The following is a 17,090-nucleotide window of genomic DNA, read 5'->3' as shown; positions in this document are numbered from 1 at the left end:
TGCCGGCCTGCTCCGCAAGGGGGACACATGTTCAGCAAGATTCTGATTGCCAACCGCGGCGAGATCGCCTGCCGCGTTATCAAGACCGCCCGCCGTCTCGGCGTGCGCACCGTCGCCGTCTATTCCGAGGCCGACGCCGGCGCCCGCCACGTGCGCCTGGCCGACGAGGCCGTGTGCATCGGCCCCGCCGCCGCCCGGGAATCCTACCTGGTGGCGGACAAGATCCTGGCCGCGGCCCGGGCCACCGGCGCCCAGGCCATCCACCCGGGCTACGGCTTTCTCTCCGAGAACGCCGAGTTCGCCGACGCCTGCGCCGCCGCCGGGGTGGTGTTCATCGGCCCGCCGGCCGCCAGCATCCGCGCCATGGGCAGCAAGTCCGCCGCCAAGGCCCTCATGGAAAAGGCCGCCGTGCCCCTCACCCCGGGCTACCACGGCGACAACCAGGAGCCGGATTTCCTCAAGGCCCAGGCCGACGCCATCGGCTACCCGGTGCTGATCAAGGCCGCCGCCGGGGGCGGCGGCAAGGGTATGCGCCTGGTGGAAAAGGGCGAGGACTTCATCGCCGCCCTGGCCTCGTGCAAGCGCGAAGCCAGCTCCTCCTTCGGCAACGACCATGTGCTGGTCGAGAAGTACATCACCCGGCCGCGCCACATCGAAATCCAGGTGTTCGGCGATACCCACGGCAACTGCGTGTACCTGTTCGAGCGCGACTGCTCGGTGCAGCGCCGCCACCAGAAGGTGCTGGAAGAGGCCCCCGCCCCGGGCATGACCCCGGAGCGCCGCCGCCAGATGGGCGAGGCCGCCGTGGCCGCCGCCCAGGCCGTGGGCTACGTCGGCGCCGGCACGGTGGAATTCATCGCCAACCAGGACGGCTCGTTCTACTTCATGGAGATGAACACCCGCCTCCAGGTGGAGCACCCGGTCACCGAAATGATCACCGGCCAGGACCTGGTGGAGTGGCAGCTGCGCGTCGCCTCCGGCGAACCCCTGCCCCTCAAGCAGGCTGACCTGGCGATCCACGGCCACGCCCTGGAAGCGCGCATCTACGCCGAGGACGCCGACCGGGGCTTCCTGCCCTCCACCGGCCGCCTGCTGCGCCTCGCGCCGCCGGCGGAAAGCCTCTACGTGCGCGTCGATACCGGGGTGGAAGAGGGCGACGAGATCACCCCCCACTACGACCCGATGGTGGCCAAGCTGATCGTCTGGGACGAGAACCGGGACGCCGCCCTGGCGCGCATGCGCCAGGCCCTGGCCGACTACCGGGTGGTCGGGGTGACCAGCAACATTCCCTTCCTCTCCCGCTTGGTGGCCTGCCCGGCCTTCGCCGGGGCCGACCTGGACACCGGCCTGATCGAGCGCCAGCGCGACTACCTGTTCCCGGGCGACGCCCCGTTGCCGGCTCTGGCCTTGCAAGTGGCCTCGGTGGCCGAGCTGCTACGCGAACAGGCCCAGGCCGAGCAGGCGGCGAGCACCAGCGCCGACCCCTGGTCCCCCTGGGCGAGCCGGGACGGCTGGCGCATGAACCTGACCGGCCGGCGTACCCTCACCTGGAAGTCGGCGGGCAACGACACCGAAATCACCGTGGAGGTGGCCTACGGCAACGACAGCTGGACCCTCGCCCTGGCCGGCGAGGCCCCGGTGCTGGCCCGGGGTCGGTGCCTGGGTGGCGACCGCCTGGCGGTGGAACTGGACGACCGGCGCCTGCTCGCCAGCGTGGTGGCGGTTAATGACACCCAGAGCGAACGGCGCCACGTCTTCCTCAACGGCAGCACTTTCATCCTGGAGCGCCACGACCCCCTACACAAGGTGGAGGCCGGTGGCCATCAGGGCGGCGGCCTGACCGCCCCCATGCCGGGCAAGGTGGTGGCCCTCATCGCCACGCCGGGGCAGAAGGTCGAGGCCGGCGCGCCGCTGCTGATCCTGGAGGCGATGAAGATGGAGCACACCATTACCGCCCCCAAGGCCGGGGTGGTGAAGGCCTTCCGCTACGCCGCCGGCGACCAGGTCAGCGACGGCGCCGAACTGGTGGATTTCGAGGCGGCCTGAGCGCCCACCCGGCCTAACCGCAGGCCGGCGGGGCGGGATGTCCCGTCCGCCGGCCGCGTCCTGCTAAGGAACACGACATGTCCCTCTCCCCGATGAACCTGCCCCAGCGCGTCAAGCTGGTGGACGTGGGCCCCCGCGACGGCCTGCAGAACGAAAAGCAGGTGGTCCCCACCGCGATCAAGGTGGAACTGATCGAGCGCCTGGCCGCCGCCGGGGTGCCGGCGGTGGAGGCCACCTCCTTCGTCTCGCCCAAGTGGGTGCCGCAGATGGCCGACAACGCCGCGGTGATGGGCGCCATCCGCAAACGGGACGGGGTCGCCTACCCGGTGCTCACCCCCAACCTGCAAGGCTTCGACGCGGCGGTGGAAGCCGGTGCCCAGGAAGTGGCGATCTTCGGCGCCGCCTCCGAATCGTTTTCGCAGAAGAACATCAACTGCTCCATCGCCGAGAGCCTGAAACGCTTCGAGCCGGTGGTGGCCGCCGCCAGCGCCCTGGACATCCCGGTGCGCGGCTACGTCTCCTGCGTGGTCGGCTGCCCCTACGAGGGCGCCATCGCCCCCGAGGCGGCGGCCCGGGTCGCCCGCACCCTGTTCGAGATGGGCTGCTACGAAGTCTCCCTGGGCGACACCATCGGCGTCGGCACCCCCCTGGCGGTGGCGCGCATGATCGAGGCCTGCACCGCCCACGTGCCGGTGGAAAAACTGGCCGGCCACTACCACGACACCTACGGCATGGCCGTGGCCAACATCCTGGCCTCGCTGCAACTGGGCATGAGCGTCTTCGACGCCTCGGTGGCCGGCCTGGGCGGCTGTCCCTACGCCAAGGGCGCCTCCGGCAACGTCGCCAGCGAGGACGTGGTCTACCTGCTGCACGGCCTGGGCATCGAAACCGGCATCGACCTGGACAAACTGGTGGATGCCGGCGCCTTCATCTCGGCGGCCCTGGGCCGGGAAACCGGTTCCAAGGTGGCCCGGGCGATCCTCGCCAAGCGCGGCTGAGGTCGCTGGAGGAAAATCGGCTACCCCGTGGAACCCCGCGCCAGTCGTGGCCTCCAAAGGAGCCTGCCTGAAGATCGGCCACTGGCGCGGCTCTCCAGGCAGGGGGCATGAAGATGCCCGTCCCGCCTTGGTCTTGGCCCCTCCCTGTTTTTTGCACTGCTCAAATGACCGTTCCTTCCCCCTGCATCAACGTCTGCGTCATGGACAAGGCCAGCGGCCTTTGCCAGGGCTGCCTGCGCACCCTGGACGAGATCGCCGCCTGGGGCCGCGCCAGTGACCCCCAGCGCCTGGCCATCCTCGATGCCGTGGCGGCGCGCCGCGCCGCCCAGCCCAAGCCTTCCACCGCCCGGAGCCCGCAATGAGCAGCGATGACCTGTGCGTCGGCATCTGCATGATCGACCCGGACACCGGGGTATGCGAGGGCTGTGGCCGCACCTCGGACGAGATTTTCGGCATCCCCACCCCGCCGCCACCGGCGGAGCCGAATAAGACCGTGCCCCTGCCCGAAAACGTCCAGGCCGAAGTCGGCGCCGGGAGCGACTGATGGGGGCCGCCGAGCGCATTGCCGCGGTTCTGCCCGATTCCCTGCAACTGCTGGAGCGGGGCTGGCTGTCGTCCAACAACATCCTCGCCTTCGACGGCGAGGCCGCCACCCTGATCGACAGCGGCTACGTCAGCCACGCCGCCCAAACCGTGGCCCTGGTGGAGCGGGCCCTGGCCGGCCGCACCCTGACCCGGGTGATCAACACCCACTCCCACTCCGACCACATCGGCGGCAACGCCGCCCTCAACGCCGCCTTCGGCTGTGAGCTGGTGGTGCCCGAGGGCCTGGCCGCCACCATCGCCGAGTGGGACGAGGACGCCCTGCTGCTCTCGCCCCTGGGCCAGTCCGCCGCCCGCTTCCAGCACCACGCCACCTACGGCGCGGGCGACCGCTTCGTCCTCGGCGGCCTAGAATGGCTGGCCCTGGCCGTGCCCGGCCACGACATGGACGCCCTGGCCCTGTACAACCCGGACGAGCGCCTGCTCATCTCCGGCGACGCCCTGTGGGAAGACGGCTTCGGCGTGATCTTCGCCGAGGTGCTCGGCACCGCCGACGGCCTGGCCGCCACCCGCGCCACCCTGGACATGCTCGGCCGTCTGTCCCTCGACGCCGTGCTGCCCGGCCACGGCCCGGCCTTCGGCGCGGTGGACGCAGCCCTGGAGCGGGCCTACCGCAAGCTCGCCGGCTTCGAGGCCAGCCTGGACCGGCTGGCGCGCCACGCCATCAAGGTGATCGTCGCCTTCGTCATGCTCGAAAAGCGCCGCATCAAGCGCGCCGACCTCGCCGAATTCCTCGCCGGCCTGTCCTTCGTCACCAGCGTCAACGTCCGCTACCTGGGCCTGGACGACGACGCCCTGGCCGACTGGCTGGTGCACGACCTGACCCGGGCCGGCGCCCTGCGCGAGGACGAGGGCTGGCTGACGGCGGGGTGAGGGGGATTCACCGACTGCCGTACCTGCATCAAATGTCTCCCTGCGGGAATCTGGACCTACTTGGCAGGGGTGGGTTTTCCTGAAACCAGCAAATCAAACACGACCCGGGCGAACCCGGCGGCCTTTTTCGGGTCCGCCAGCAACTGCATCATCTGGTTCTGGTGGGCGGTGCTGCTGTCCATGATGGCATCGTCGATGGCCTTGGAAAAATCACCCAGTAAGGCTTGTTCGGCCGAGTTGTTTTCGATCTGCTGCATCACGATGTCGTTCTCGCCGATCTTGTCGCGGATGGTGTAGGCGTAGTTCACCATGTCCTTGTCCGTCAGTTGGTCGGCTACGAAGATTTCGTTCAGGCGGCTGATGATCTGGGACAGGAACTCTTCCTTCTTGTCCTGGGGCTTGGCCGTGCCTAGGCCTTCGCCCGGCTCCAACTGGTATTCACCCGTATTTTCCTTGAGCAGCAAATCCTGCTGGCGAATCTTGGCCACGCGGTAGTGGCTGAGCATCACGTTATCGAGGTTAATCTCGTTTTCGTTGCTCAAGGCTTCGCGTAGCATGGGCCGCAGGTTGCGGGCGTAGAGGCTGAGTTTTTCCAGGCCGGTGTCGTCATAATCAACGATCTGGGACATGAATTCATAGAAACGCACGAAGGTGCCCAGGTCCTTCTTGAAGATTTCCAGGGAGTCCTTTTCCTTCAGGCAGTCCTTCAGGCAGTTCTCGGCGTTGGTGATGAGCACCGTGTCACCCGTTTTCTTGGTGCGCTCGAACATCATCTTGGCCTGCTTGAAGGCCTCCAGCGCCGATTTGTAGCGCTGCTGCCAGCGTTGCACCGCCGGCTTGCAGATATTGGCGATGGCCGCGTTGCTCTTGTCCTTCATGTAGAAGGCGGCGCAGAACTGCTCCACCTCCTGCCAGGTGAAGATGCCCGACGCCCGTAGCTTGTCGTGCAATGCGAAAATCAGGTTCGGGTCCGAGACATCGGCTAGTTCCGCCGTCTGGTAGTAAGGCTGGAAGGCATTCAGGATGTCTTCCGGCTCATTGAAGAAATCCAGCACAAACGTGCCGGTTTCCGCCTTGTTGGGGTAGGTGCGGTTGAGGCGCGACAGGGTCTGCACACACTCCACACCGGCCAGCTTCTTATCCACATACATGGCGCACAGCTTGGGCTGGTCGAAGCCGGTCTGGAACTTGTTGGCCACGATCATCACCTGGTAGTCGTCCGAATCGAAGGCCGTGCGCATGTCCCGCCCCTTCAATTGGGGATTCATGTTGCCTTCGGTGAATTTCTCACCGATCAGGTTGGCGGTGTTCGGGTCGGTCGCCGTGAATTCCACCTCGCCCGAGAAGGCCACCATGGCGCGGATTTTCTGGTAACCCTGGTCCCGGATATAGGTGTCGAAGCACTGCTTGTAGCGCACGGCCTCCTTGCGCGAGCTGGTCACCACCATGGCCTTGGCCTGGCCGCCGAGCAGGCCCAGCACGTTGTCGCGGAAATGCTCGACGATCAGCTTCACCTTCTGGGCGATGTTGTGGTCGTGCAGGCGCACCCACTGGTTGAGCTTGACCCGGGCGCGCTTGCTTTCCACCTCCTGATCCGCTGCCTGAATCTTCAACGCCAGTTTGTAGGCCACCTTGTAGTTGGTGTAGTTGCGCAACACATCGAGGATGAAGCCCTCCTCGATGGCCTGGCGCATGCTGTAAACGTGAAAGGCTGCCGGCTTGTTGGTGATGGAGGCCACCTCGTCGGGCCGGGGGCGGCGGCCAAACAGTTCCAGGGTCTTGGGCTTGGGCGTGGCGGTAAAGGCAAAAAAGCTCAGATTGCCCGTGGCCCGGCGGGAAGCCACGGTGGCGGCGATGATGTCGTCGCTGTCCAGCTCCACCTCCTCACCGTTCTCGCCCTGGGCCTCCTTCATCAGCACTTCTTTCAACTGCCGGGCGGTGGAACCGCTCTGGGAAGAATGGGCCTCGTCGGCAATGATGGCGTAGCAGCGGGCCTTGAGGCTGACGCTGTTCTCGATGGCCTTGAGCACAAAGGGAAAGGTCTGGATGGTGACGATGATGATGGGCTGGGCGCTCTCCAGCGCAGCGGCCAGCTTTTCCGACTTGGAACCGTCGCCCTCCTTGTTGTTGATGCGCCCCACCACGCCATCGGTGTGCTCGAACTGGGAGATGGTGTCCTGCAACTGGTCATCCAGCACGGTGCGGTCGGTCACCACGATCACCGAATCAAAGAGCTTTTTGCCCCCCTCCCGGTAAAGGGCAGAAAGCTGGTGGGCCACCCAGGCAATGGAATTGGATTTGCCCGAGCCGGCACTGTGCTGGATCAGGTAGCGTTGCCCCGGCCCTTCGCTGCGGGCGGCGGCCAGCAGTTTGCCCACCACGTCCCACTGGTGATAGCGGGGGAAGATCAGGCTTTCCTTCTTGTACTTGCGGCCTTCCCAATCTTCCTTTTCCTCGATCTGCAAATGCACGAAGCGGGCGAGGATGTTGAGCAGGTTGTCCGGCAGCAGCACCTCGTTCCACAGGTAGTCGGTGGCATAGCGGTTCACATCCTCCGGCACCTCGTTGCCGGCGCCGCCCTCCCGCGTGCCCTGGTTGAAGGGCAGAAATACGGTCTTCTCCCCCTCCAGCCGCGTCGCCATGTGCACCTCGTACTGGCTCACCGCAAAGTGCACCAGGGCGCCGCGCTTGAAGCTCAGCAGGGGCTCGGCCTTCTTCGCCACCGGGTCCACCGGCAGGCGGGTCGTCTTGTATTGGTGAATCGCCCGACCCACGGCCTGCTTGAATTCGGATTTCAGCTCCAGGGTGACCACCGGCAGGCCATTGACGAAGAGCACCAGGTCGATGCGCCAGGCCTTGGCCTTGCTGCCCGCGGCTGCAGCATCCTCCGGCTGCCCCTCCGGGGATGCGTCCTCCTTGGCCCAGGGGCTGTACACCAGCTCTGGCACCACGCGCAGGCGGTTCTTGCCATAGCGGGCCAGGGTCTCCGGGTTCAGCCCGTGTTCGGGCTTGAACTGGCACAGGGAAAGGCGGGCATTGCGGTCGCGCAGTTCGTGGCGCAGCACGCCCAGGGTGCCGAAACGGCGGCTCTCCTGGTCCGTGGCATTGGAGTCGGCCTTGGCCAGCTGGCCCGCCACCAGTTCGAGAAATTTCTGCTCGCTGTCCTTGGGGTGATTGGCGCAGAACTTCTGCCACTGGGCCGGCTGGGTCTCCTGCACGAAGGCCAGGGCATCTTCCGCGTAGAGGGCCAGTTCCCGGTGATAGTGCGCTGACGACCCCAATCGCCAGCCATGGGCCTGTAATTGGCGGAGGATGTCGTCCTGAAAGATGCGTTCGCTGGCTTGGTCGCTCATGGCGGGGCTCGGGTCGGGTTCAGTGGGAAGGCACAGTGGCCATTCAGGCAGCGGCAGGCTGCCAGCCGCGCACGTCGATCTTGCCGGTGACGGCGGCGGAAATTAGGGCAGTGCGGCGTTCTTTGATCAGTTCAATTTGATCATTTCCTGCCACGATTAACTCATCCAGTCGTGCTGTCTTATGCCTAATAGCCCTCGCTATCTCTTCTTGCTCACTGATTGGCGGTAACGTTATATACATCTGATGTAAATGGTACGGTCCAAAATGTTGGATTGTTGAACCAGACTGCAGAAGTTTAATTTGCTCAAAAAACAAATCTGACTGAACCAAGTGCCGAATAAAGTCCTTGGTTAGTGCATTTCTTCGTGGTCTCAACCTAATGAGTCCAGTATAAGGAACTGCACCGACTACATTTTCGCCCACTTCGGAAACCAAACCGGTGGATGCGCTACAACTAATAATTAGGTCTCCCCGGGAAACACGAAAATGCTCCCACTTAGAGCTGACCTTTGAAGGTGATAGGAATGTTTTGAACTCATCACTTACAAAGTGATTTTTGATGTTTTGTATCCGAAGAAGAGGAACTCCCTCGTCGAAGAAATCATTAGCCAGTATTCCGGGGCCTTCAAGCAAATCAATTTCGTAGTGGAATTTCGTCACCCCCCAATGCTTTGGTACCTCGCCCAACCACTCCAACCCGGAATCTTTCATAGGGGCGTTGGGGTTGAGGCCTTTGGTCACGGCATGGCTGATGACCGCCTGGCGCTTTTCCTTGAGCAGTTCGATCAACCGCTGCTGCCTCTCGATCAGCGCGTCGATCTTTGCGGTTTCGTGGTCAAGGAAGTCAGAAATTCTCTCTTGCTCAAGACAAGATATTGGATGTGCAGCATGAATTGCCAGGTAGTTTTCCTTCGCAATATTTTGCATGCTGCTGCTAGCGCCTTCCGCGGCCAACGAAATTTGCGCTCTAAATCCATTGGCCATCATGAAATAAGCAACAAATTTTGGAAATAAACTAAGCGACTCTGTTTGCCACAAACGATCAGGTAGGTACAAGTTCTTTGTTTCGCATTCAACCAGCGCACTCGCCCCAACAAGGTCGGGGGTGTTCATTCGACTAATGATGATTTCCCCATTTCTGACCGGGCACTTGACGCGATGTATCTCATCTTGGAAAACGGCTTTATTTTCCGATGGTCTGAAAGAATGTGTATAGACACAACTTGTCTTCAGAACACCAATGTCCCCGTTTTGTGCCGGCACATCAGTGGCATTGACGCTAATACCAGACTCCAGTTTTGAAATCACTCTTTTCAGGCGAGTCGCTACCCAATGCGCGGGTATATCCCCCAACCACTCCACCCCCGAATCCTTGTACGCCGGATAAGCCTTATACCGACTCACGAATGCACCTCCCGCAGCAGGGCCATGATCTCGGCACTCACCGCGTCCAGGTCGGCATCAATTTCTTCCAAGGGGCGTGGCGGCTGGTATTGGTAGAAGTGGCGGTTGAAAGGAATCTCGTAGCCGACGATGCCGATTTCGCCGTCCTTGGCGTCGCGCTTGTTGGCGTCGATCCAGGCATCCGGCACATGGGGCTGCACTTCCTTGATGAAATAGGCTTCGTTGACTTCATTGACCGAGCGACTGGGGTCGAGGGCAATGTTCTCGAAGTCCCGCAGGTCGCTGTCGGCCTGGTATTCGACAATCTCCTTGCCGACGGGGAAACGCCCATAGAGGGGCGCCGGCTGGCCCTTGTGCAGTTTCTTGATGACTTTCTCGGCGGCCGGGTTCTTCCAGCTGAGGGCGTCGGCCAGCTGCTTTTTCTCTTTGGCGTCGAGGCTGATGCCGGCTTGCTGGCTAGCGGCTTTGAGGCTGTCGTCCCAGGTATTGAAGTCGTCGCACTGGGCGGTGCCGATGACGGCTTGCAGTTGCCGGGCCTTGAGCAGGAGTCGCTTCTGGGCCAGCCAGGTGTCGGCATCGAGCAGGTCCTTGATCTGCTTTTCCTTGAGGTCGGCAAAGTGGCGCTTGCAATGGGCGCGGATTTCCTCGGTGTAACTGAATAGCTGGCCGTAGTCTTCGCAGTCCGGCCCATCGCTCCAGTACTGGGCGCCGTACTCAGCGTAGGTCCATTGCATGGCGGCGTTGAGGGCACCGGGTTGGAAGCGCAGGGTGGCGATGCGCGCGTCGCTGAACTGCCAGGAGAGGCGCAAGGGCCGTTCGACGGTGATGCGACGATAGCCGAATTGGTGGGTAGCGAAGATCTTGCTGGCGAAGGTCTTGGGCGCTTCGGCCTTGGCGCTGGCGGCCGGCCGGCCCCGGGGGCTCTTTTGCTCGGCAGGCTTGTCGAGGGCGTGGGCCTCCATCACTTCAAAGTTGCCGAAGCAGCGGGTGATGGCGGCGATGTCGTCGTCCAGCATCACGTTGCGCTTGCTGCCCAGGGATTTGCGCATCTTGCCGCAGAGGTTCACGCCGTTGATGAGCTGCACCTTGCCCTTGCGCTCGGCAGTTTTCTTATTGGAGAGCACCCAGACGTAGGTGGCGATGCCGGTGTTGTAGAACATGTCGGTGGGCAGGGCGACGATGGCTTCGAGCAGGTCGGCTTCGAGGATGTAACGGCGGATTTCGGATTCGCCGGAACCGGCGCCGCCGGTGAACAGGGGTGAGCCATTGAGGATGATGCCGATACGCGAGCCGCCGTCTTTTACGTCGCGCAGCTTGCTGAGCAGGTGCAGGAGAAAGAGCAGGGAGCCGTCGGAAACCCGGGGCAGGCCGGGGCCGAAGCGGCCGTTATAGCCTTTGAGGCTGTGCTCTTTGCTGATGTCGCCTTCGATCTTCTTCCAGTCCACGCCGAAGGGCGGGTTGGAAAGCATGTAGTCGAATTTGTCGGCGTAGAGGTGATCGTTGGAGAGGGTGTTGCCCAGCTTGATGTTGCCCACCTCCTGGCCCTTGATCAGCATGTCGGCCTTGCAGATGGCGTAACTCTCGGGGTTCAGCTCCTGGCCGTAGGCGCGGATCACGGCCTGGGGGTTGAGTTCGTGCACGTATTCCATGCCCGCCGAGAGAAAGCCGCCGGTGCCGGCGGTGGGGTCGTAGATGGTGCGGATGATGCCGGGCTTGGTCAGGGCTTCGTCGTCTTCCATGAACACCAGGGAGGTGGTGAGGCGAACGATGTCCCGGGGGGTGAAGTGTTCACCGGCAGTGTCATTCGAGCTTTCGGCGAAGCGCCGGATCAGCTCCTCGAATACCAGGCCCATTTCGTAGTTGGAGACAGCCTGGGGGCTGATGTCCATGGTGCGCACCTTCTGCACGATCTTGTAGAGCAGGTTGGCGTCGCTCAGCAGGCCAATGAATTCGGCGAATTTGAAGTGATCGAAAATCTCCCGGGCATCCCGGGAGAAGCACTGGATGTAACGCTCCAGGTTGGCCTTGATGCCGGCCTCCCCAAGGGTGCCCAGGTCCATGGGCGAGGTATTGAAGAAGCTGAGGCCGTTGGTGGCCCGCAGCAGCAGCTTTTCCTGGGCTTCTTCGGGCAGCTTCATCTGCTCGACGATGGGCACTTGCTTGAGCACGGCTTCCTTGCTGGGGGCCAGCACGCATTCGAGGCGGCGCAACAGGGTGAAGGGCAGGATGATGCGACCGTACTGGCTCTGCCTGAAATCGCCGCGCAGCAGGTCGGCGAGCGTCCAGATATCGGCGGCGAGGTTGTTGGTGGCTTGGGTCATGTCTGGGGGCTTATCGGCCAGGAAAACCGTTTGAGGCCGGCTGGCCAAGCAGTAATGCTGAAAATAGAAAGACAAATCGCCGGTGGTGCCGAATGGAGAGCGGGTAACACCGTTTCGGCGTAGGCGTACAGCGAGTGCCGCGGGGCATGGTTTACAACGGCGGCTATTTTCGCCGATTTTGACTGATGCAGATCAGACGGAGCCTTCGCGGCGATGCACTATGGTTAAGCATTGCGTGCCGCTGGCATGTCATTTCGCCCGCACGTCCGGCTTCGTTGTCCCTACTGTCTCTCCCGTAGCAGCCCGGTGCTACCCGGCGTCGCCGGCCCCGTGGAGAATGGCCGGACGGGCCGGGCGGGGCAACCTCCCCGGCCTCCATCCCCCGGCGCCCGCCCCGGGCGCCCCTGCGAGGACACGAGGAGACATCGATGGCTGCCAAGAAAATCCTGATGCTGGTCGGCGATTACGCCGAAGACTACGAAACCATGGTGCCTTTCCAGGCCCTGACCATGGTCGGCCACACGGTCCATGCCGCCTGTCCGGGCAAGAAGGCCGGCGAGAGCGTGCGCACCGCCATCCACGACTTCGAGGGCGACCAGACCTACAGCGAGAAGCCGGGCCACAACTTCACCCTCAACGCCAGCTTCGACACCCTGCGCGCCGAGGACTACGACGCCCTGCTGATCCCGGGCGGCCGGGCGCCGGAATACCTGCGCCTCAATCCCCAGGTGATCGCCGCCGTGCAGCACTTCGCCCAGGCCGACAAGCCCATCGCCGCGGTCTGCCACGGCGCCCAGCTGCTCGCCGCCGCTGGGGTGATCGAGGGCCGCACCTGCAGCGCCTATCCGGCCTGCGGCCCCGAAGTACGCCTGGCTGGCGGCACCTACGCCGACATTCCGGTGGACCAGGCCCATACCGATGGCAACCTGGTCACCGCCCCCGCCTGGCCCGCCCATCCGGCCTGGCTGGCCCAGTTCCTGGCGGTGCTGGGCACCCGCATCAGCCTGTGATGCTGTGATTCGCCGGTAGGCCGGAGCGGGCCGAACCGGGGCGGCGGAGCGTTGTCCATCGATCGGTCCGGCCCGCCGGCCGGACCCGGGGGCCACGCCCCGCAGCCGCTTCGCCCCCTCGCCCATTAGCCCGTTCGCAGGAGCCGCCCATGTGCCAGGTCTACGTCCGCGCCGACCCGATCCTCTACGAATCCCGGTCCCGTTCCCTGCGCATCCACGGGGTGGTGACCACCCTGCGCCTGGAAAACCTGTTCTGGGACACCCTGGCGGAAATGGCTGCCGCCGAGGGCGTCACCACCAACCAGCTGATCGCCACCCTGCACGACGAGGTGACGGCCTACCGGGGCGAGGTGGACAACTTCGCCTCGTTCCTGCGCGTCACCTGCATGCGCTACCGGCAGTTGCAGGGAGAGTCGGCGGCGTCCGGCCGCCAGGCGGCGCCTGCTGGCGATGGCTCCGCGCCTGCCCCTCTCATGCTGGTGGGTGGCGTGGGTTAGGCACGTCGTTGGCTCGCCCGATTCAGCGGGCCGGTTCGCAGCGGATGTCCGGATTGGTTGCCGCCATCGCCAGGCAGCGCTGATTCTGCTGTGCGGCGTTGATCGCCTGCTGGTTCTTTCCGGGAGGCGCTGCGCCGCCAGTGCCGCCCGAATTGCTCGGCCGCGCGGGCACCTGCCGGACGTCGAAGGCGATTGCCGCGAAGACCTTGTCCTGTTCCGGCCAGTGGTAGAACACCGCATAGCTGCCGGCGGGCAGGCGCCAGGTGTCGATCTGGTCCCAGAAGCTGCCGTCGCTGAAAACGCCCCGCTGGCGGCTGTCGGTTTGCAGCCGTTGCGTCTGGCTGTTCATGAGCATGACGTTGAAGGTCCGCCCGGCCATTTCGGGAAAGCCCCCCTCGGCCCGGATGGTCCAGGCGCCGGCGCTGTCCTGGTACACGCGGCAGGCCAGGCCGGCGCAGCGGATGTCGCGCAACTGCGAGCCCCGGGCCACTCCGTCGCCTGCCACCTCGCTATCGCCGAGGGACTGCCAGCGCCATGCTTTCGGGTTGGTGCCCTGGACCGCCGTGCTGTTTACCGGCGTGGCGCTGCGTGGCGTCACGGCCGGCGCGGATATGGGGGGCGCGGATACGGGGGGCGGCCGCTCGCTGGCGGAACGGGGCAGGACGGGATCGGCCTGGCGAGGCTGTACCGGATCGGCGTTGCGGGGGGCGATGCCCTGGGCCCAGGCCTGGCCGGCAAGCATGGCGAGGGCGACGCAGAGGGTGAGCGGAGCGGTGTTCATGGCGGGCTTTCGCGAAGTGGGAACGCGGCAGGCTAACCCAATGGCATTGGGCCGGCAATGCGCCAGGCGCAAGCATTCACGGCGCCGCCAGGCAGGCCCATGCCCTGCGGCCCGACCTGCCCGGATGTGGCCCTTCGAAGGGCTCAGCTCGCCTGCCAGGCCGGTGGGCGATAGCCTTCCTCGCTCATGCCGGCCGCCAGCTCGTAGCGGTTGCGGCCCTCGGACTTGGCTACGTACATGGCTAGGTCGGCCTGTTCGAGCAGGCCGTCCACCTGGTCCGCGTCCCCGGGCATGAAGGCCACGCCGATGCTGGCGGTGACCTGGAGGCTGCCGCCGGGCACCAGCCCGCCGGGGATGGGGATCGGCTGGGCGATCTGCTCGAGGATCTTGTCGGCCAGTTGGGCGCCGTCGCTGTGGCTGAACATGCCCGGCAGGCCGATGATGAATTCGTCGTTGCCCGGGCGGGCGATGAAGTCGGTGGTGCGGGTGCAGGTCTTGAGGCGGCGCGCCACTTCCTGCAACACCAGGTCGCCGGGCTTGTGGCCGTAGCGGTCGTTGACCGGCTTGAAGCCGTCCAGGTCGATGACCATCAGGGCCAGTTCCTGGTGGCGGTGGCTGCCGTCCGGGCCGAAGCGGGCCAGGCGCCGTTCCAGGCCGTGGCGGTTGAGCAGCCCGGTGAGGGGGTCGCTCTGGGCCATGTCCAGGGCGGCGTGGCGCTCGCGGCGCAGCAGGTAGACCCGGTAGGCCAGGGCGATCGAGAACAGCAGCATTTCCAGGGCGGTGGCGATCTGGAAGCTGTGGTTGAGCAGGGTGCTGGCGGAGAGGTAGCCCAGGTTGCGCATCACGATCAGGGCGCTGCACGCCATGGGCAAGAGCTGGGCGGCCAGGAAGATGCGCGCCGGCAGGCTGCCGCGGACGACGCAGATGATGCTGGCCAGGGTGGTCAGGCCGATGGTCAGGCCGGCCAGGTACATGGTCAGGCGGTTGGCCAGGGGGTAGAAGCCGATCAGGCTGAACAGGATCAGGGCGGCGCAGGCGCCGACGATGGCCGACAGGGGACGGACGATCAGGGGCACCGTCTGGCGCAGGTTGAGGAAGGACTGCTGCCACAGCACCAGGGCGATCAGGTAGGCGCAGGGGATCAGGTTGTGCTGCTGGTCCGCCAGCCAGGGGAAGTTCGGCCACAGGTATTGCAGGGTGTGGCCGTTCAGTTCGGCCACGATCAGCAGGGCGAAGAACGCACAGGCCACGTAGTGGTAGAAGGTGCGGTCGCGCAGCAGGGTGCCGATGAAGGCGTTGTAGAACAGCATCGCCAGCATCAGCCCGTAGTAGAGGCCGAACAGCAGGGCCTCTTCCCGGGCGTGCTCCTGGAAGGCGTGTTCTTCCCAGACCACGAGGGGCACCGCCAGGCTGTCGGCGGTGGCCACCCGCAGGTACAGAGTGTGGGTGCCGTGGCCGGGTTCCAGGTGCAGGGGGAAGAGGAAGTTGCGGTAGGGCAGGGGCCAGCTGGCGAACGGCATGTGGTCCCCGACCCGCTGCTCCACCAGGCTGCCGTCGGTCCGGGGCGTGTACAGGCGCACGTCGTCCAGATAGGGGTAAGGCAGTTCGAGCAGCCAGTTGCGCGGCAGGCCGTCCTGGGTGAGGGTGAAGCGCAGCCAGTAGACGTCGGTGCTGTAGCCGAAGCCGCCGGTGCCGGTGAGGGGTTTGAAGCGGGCGCTGTTGGCGCGGGCCTCCTGGGGGCTGAGACGGCCGCCCGGGTCCACCAGCATGCTCAGGTGCCCGGTGAGGGACTGGCCCAGGGTGGCGTATTCCAGCACCAGGTCGGCCCGGGCCGGGGCGGCGGCCAGCAGGGTCCACAGCACGGCGAACAGGGCCAGGCCGGCGCGGCACAGCCGGGCGAGCGGGCACGACGAATCGGCCTGGGATCGCCGCCAGGCCAGCGGGAGCGGGGACCTCACCGCGCCAGGGCCCGTTCCGCCAGGCGCACCCAGTAGGTGACGCCCAGGGCCAGGACCTCGTCGTTGAAGTCGTAGTGGGGGCTGTGCAGGGTGCAGGCCCCGGCGGTGATGCCGTGGGCGGCGTGGGCATCGCCCTGGATGCCGTTGCCCAGCCAGACGTAGCAGCCGGGCTTGACCGCCAGCATGTAGGCGAAGTCCTCGGCGCCCATGGAGGGCAGGGCGTCGACGATCACCCGGTCGGCGCCGCACACTTCGGCGGCCACGTCGCGGCACAGGGCGGCCTCGGCGGCGCTGTTGACCGTGGGTGGGTAGCGGTGGTCGAACCAGACGCTGGCCTGGGCGCCGTGGGCGGCGGCCACGCCCTTGCACAGGCGCTCGACGGCGGTTTCGATCTGCTCCTGCACCGCCGGCTTGAAGCTGCGGATGGTGCCGCGCAGCACCACTTCCTCGGGGATCACGTTCCAGGCCTCGCCGGCGTGGATCTGGGTCACCGACACCACCCCGGCCTCGCAGGGGTGCAGAGTGCGCGACACCACGGTTTGCAGGGCCTGGACCAGTTCGGCGGCGGCGACGATGGGGTCGCTGCCCAGGTGGGGCATGGCGGCGTGGCAGCCGTGGCCGCGCATCTTGATCTCGAAGGCGCAGGTGCCGGCCATCACCGGGCCGGGCATCACCGCCATCTGCCCGACCGGAACGCCGGGCCAGTTGTGCAGGCCGTACACCGCCTCCATGGGGAACTGTTCGAACAGCCCTTCCTCCACCATCACCTTGGCGCCGCCCTCGGCCTCCTCCGCGGGCTGGAAGATGCAGTACACCGTGCCGTCGAAGTTGCGATGCTCGGCCAGCCAGCGGGCGGCGCCGAGCAGCATGGCGGTGTGGCCGTCGTGGCCGCAGGCGTGCATCTTGCCCGGGTGGCGGGAGCGGTGGCCGAACTCGTTGAGCTCCTGGAGGGGCAGGGCGTCCATGTCGGCGCGCAGGCCGATGGCCCGGTCCGAGGTGCCGGCGCGGATGGCCGCTACCACCCCGGTCTTGGCCAGGCCGCGATGCACTTCCAGACCGTAGCGGACCAGCTCGGCGGCGACCTGGTCGCTGGTGCGCTGCTCGTCGAAAGCCAGTTCGGGATGGGCGTGGATGTCGCGGCGGAACGCAGTCAGTTCGGCCAGGAAGGGAAGGTCCAGGGGGCGCATGGTAAAGCCTCGGCGTGCTGAGTGTGCGGCGGACGGCATGACGTCCGGGCAGGGCTGG

13 protein-coding genes are annotated in these 17,090 nt (G+C 65.4%); 7 read left to right on the top strand and 6 right to left on the bottom strand.

Annotated features, from left to right (window positions below):
• The first annotated feature begins 27 nt into the window (after positions 1–27).
• The 5 genes from LWW89_RS02305 (at position 28) to LWW89_RS02285 (ending at position 4,520) form a co-directional block, all read left to right on the top strand.
• Positions 28–2,046: an acetyl/propionyl/methylcrotonyl-CoA carboxylase subunit alpha gene (locus LWW89_RS02305; RefSeq protein ID WP_293260532.1), complete on the top strand. Its 2,019-nt coding sequence runs from the start codon at positions 28–30 to the stop codon at positions 2,044–2,046.
• Positions 2,047–2,138: 92 nt separating this feature from the next.
• Positions 2,139–3,044: a hydroxymethylglutaryl-CoA lyase gene (locus LWW89_RS02300; RefSeq protein ID WP_293261273.1), complete on the top strand. Its 906-nt coding sequence runs from the start codon at positions 2,139–2,141 to the stop codon at positions 3,042–3,044.
• Between the two features lie 164 nt (positions 3,045–3,208).
• Positions 3,209–3,406: a DUF1289 domain-containing protein gene (locus tag LWW89_RS02295; RefSeq protein WP_293260529.1), complete on the top strand. Its 198-nt coding sequence runs from the start codon at positions 3,209–3,211 to the stop codon at positions 3,404–3,406.
• Positions 3,403–3,588, top strand: a complete 186-nt coding sequence (locus LWW89_RS02290) for a DUF1289 domain-containing protein (RefSeq protein ID WP_293260526.1) — start codon at positions 3,403–3,405, stop codon at positions 3,586–3,588. Before LWW89_RS02295 ends, LWW89_RS02290 begins: the two co-directional genes overlap by 4 nt.
• Positions 3,588–4,520 (top strand): MBL fold metallo-hydrolase, encoded by a 933-nt coding sequence (locus LWW89_RS02285; protein ID WP_293260523.1) that lies wholly within the window; start codon positions 3,588–3,590, stop codon positions 4,518–4,520. The genes LWW89_RS02290 and LWW89_RS02285 overlap by 1 nt, the downstream gene beginning before the upstream one ends.
• 56 nt (positions 4,521–4,576) lie before the next feature.
• Here the strand turns inward: LWW89_RS02285 and LWW89_RS02280 are convergent, their stop codons facing one another.
• Genes LWW89_RS02280 through LWW89_RS02270 form a run of 3 tightly spaced genes read right to left on the bottom strand, consistent with a single transcriptional unit; the run spans position 4,577 to position 11,599 of the window.
• Positions 4,577–7,873: a DEAD/DEAH box helicase family protein gene (locus LWW89_RS02280; protein ID WP_293260520.1), complete on the bottom strand. Its 3,297-nt coding sequence runs from the start codon at positions 7,871–7,873 to the stop codon at positions 4,577–4,579.
• Between the two features lie 43 nt (positions 7,874–7,916).
• Positions 7,917–9,278 carry a restriction endonuclease subunit S gene (locus LWW89_RS02275; RefSeq protein ID WP_293260517.1) on the bottom strand — a complete coding sequence of 454 codons (1,362 nt, stop codon included), beginning with the start codon at positions 9,276–9,278 and terminating at the stop codon, positions 7,917–7,919.
• On the bottom strand, positions 9,275–11,599 hold the full coding sequence (locus tag LWW89_RS02270) for a class I SAM-dependent DNA methyltransferase (RefSeq protein ID WP_293260514.1): 2,325 nt from the start codon (positions 11,597–11,599) through the stop codon (positions 9,275–9,277). Before LWW89_RS02270 ends, LWW89_RS02275 begins: the two co-directional genes overlap by 4 nt.
• 428 nt (positions 11,600–12,027) lie before the next feature.
• Here LWW89_RS02270 and LWW89_RS02265 point away from each other — a divergent pair, with 428 nt between their 5' ends.
• Complete coding sequence (locus LWW89_RS02265; RefSeq protein WP_293260511.1) at positions 12,028–12,609, top strand: DJ-1/PfpI family protein; 582 nt, start codon at positions 12,028–12,030, stop codon at positions 12,607–12,609.
• 149 nt (positions 12,610–12,758) lie between these two features.
• On the top strand, positions 12,759–13,106 hold the full coding sequence (locus tag LWW89_RS02260; RefSeq protein WP_293260508.1) for a ribbon-helix-helix domain-containing protein: 348 nt from the start codon (positions 12,759–12,761) through the stop codon (positions 13,104–13,106).
• 22 nt (positions 13,107–13,128) lie between these two features.
• Here LWW89_RS02260 and LWW89_RS02255 read toward each other — a convergent pair whose 3' ends face one another.
• The 3 genes from LWW89_RS02255 to LWW89_RS02245 form a co-directional block, all read right to left on the bottom strand.
• Complete coding sequence (locus LWW89_RS02255; RefSeq protein WP_293260505.1) at positions 13,129–13,887, bottom strand: hypothetical protein; 759 nt, start codon at positions 13,885–13,887, stop codon at positions 13,129–13,131.
• 143 nt (positions 13,888–14,030) lie between these two features.
• Positions 14,031–15,845, bottom strand: coding sequence for a diguanylate cyclase (locus tag LWW89_RS02250; protein WP_293260502.1), 1,815 nt, complete (start codon positions 15,843–15,845; stop codon positions 14,031–14,033).
• Positions 15,842–17,032: a M20 aminoacylase family protein gene (locus tag LWW89_RS02245; protein ID WP_293260499.1), complete on the bottom strand. Its 1,191-nt coding sequence runs from the start codon at positions 17,030–17,032 to the stop codon at positions 15,842–15,844. The genes LWW89_RS02250 and LWW89_RS02245 overlap by 4 nt, the downstream gene beginning before the upstream one ends.
• Positions 17,033–17,090 lie beyond the last annotated feature (58 nt).

The sequence above is a fragment of the Oryzomicrobium sp. genome (assembly GCF_021287045.1).
Classification (GTDB): domain Bacteria; phylum Pseudomonadota; class Gammaproteobacteria; order Burkholderiales; family Rhodocyclaceae; genus Oryzomicrobium.
This window is presented reverse-complemented; position numbering and strand designations above follow the sequence as displayed.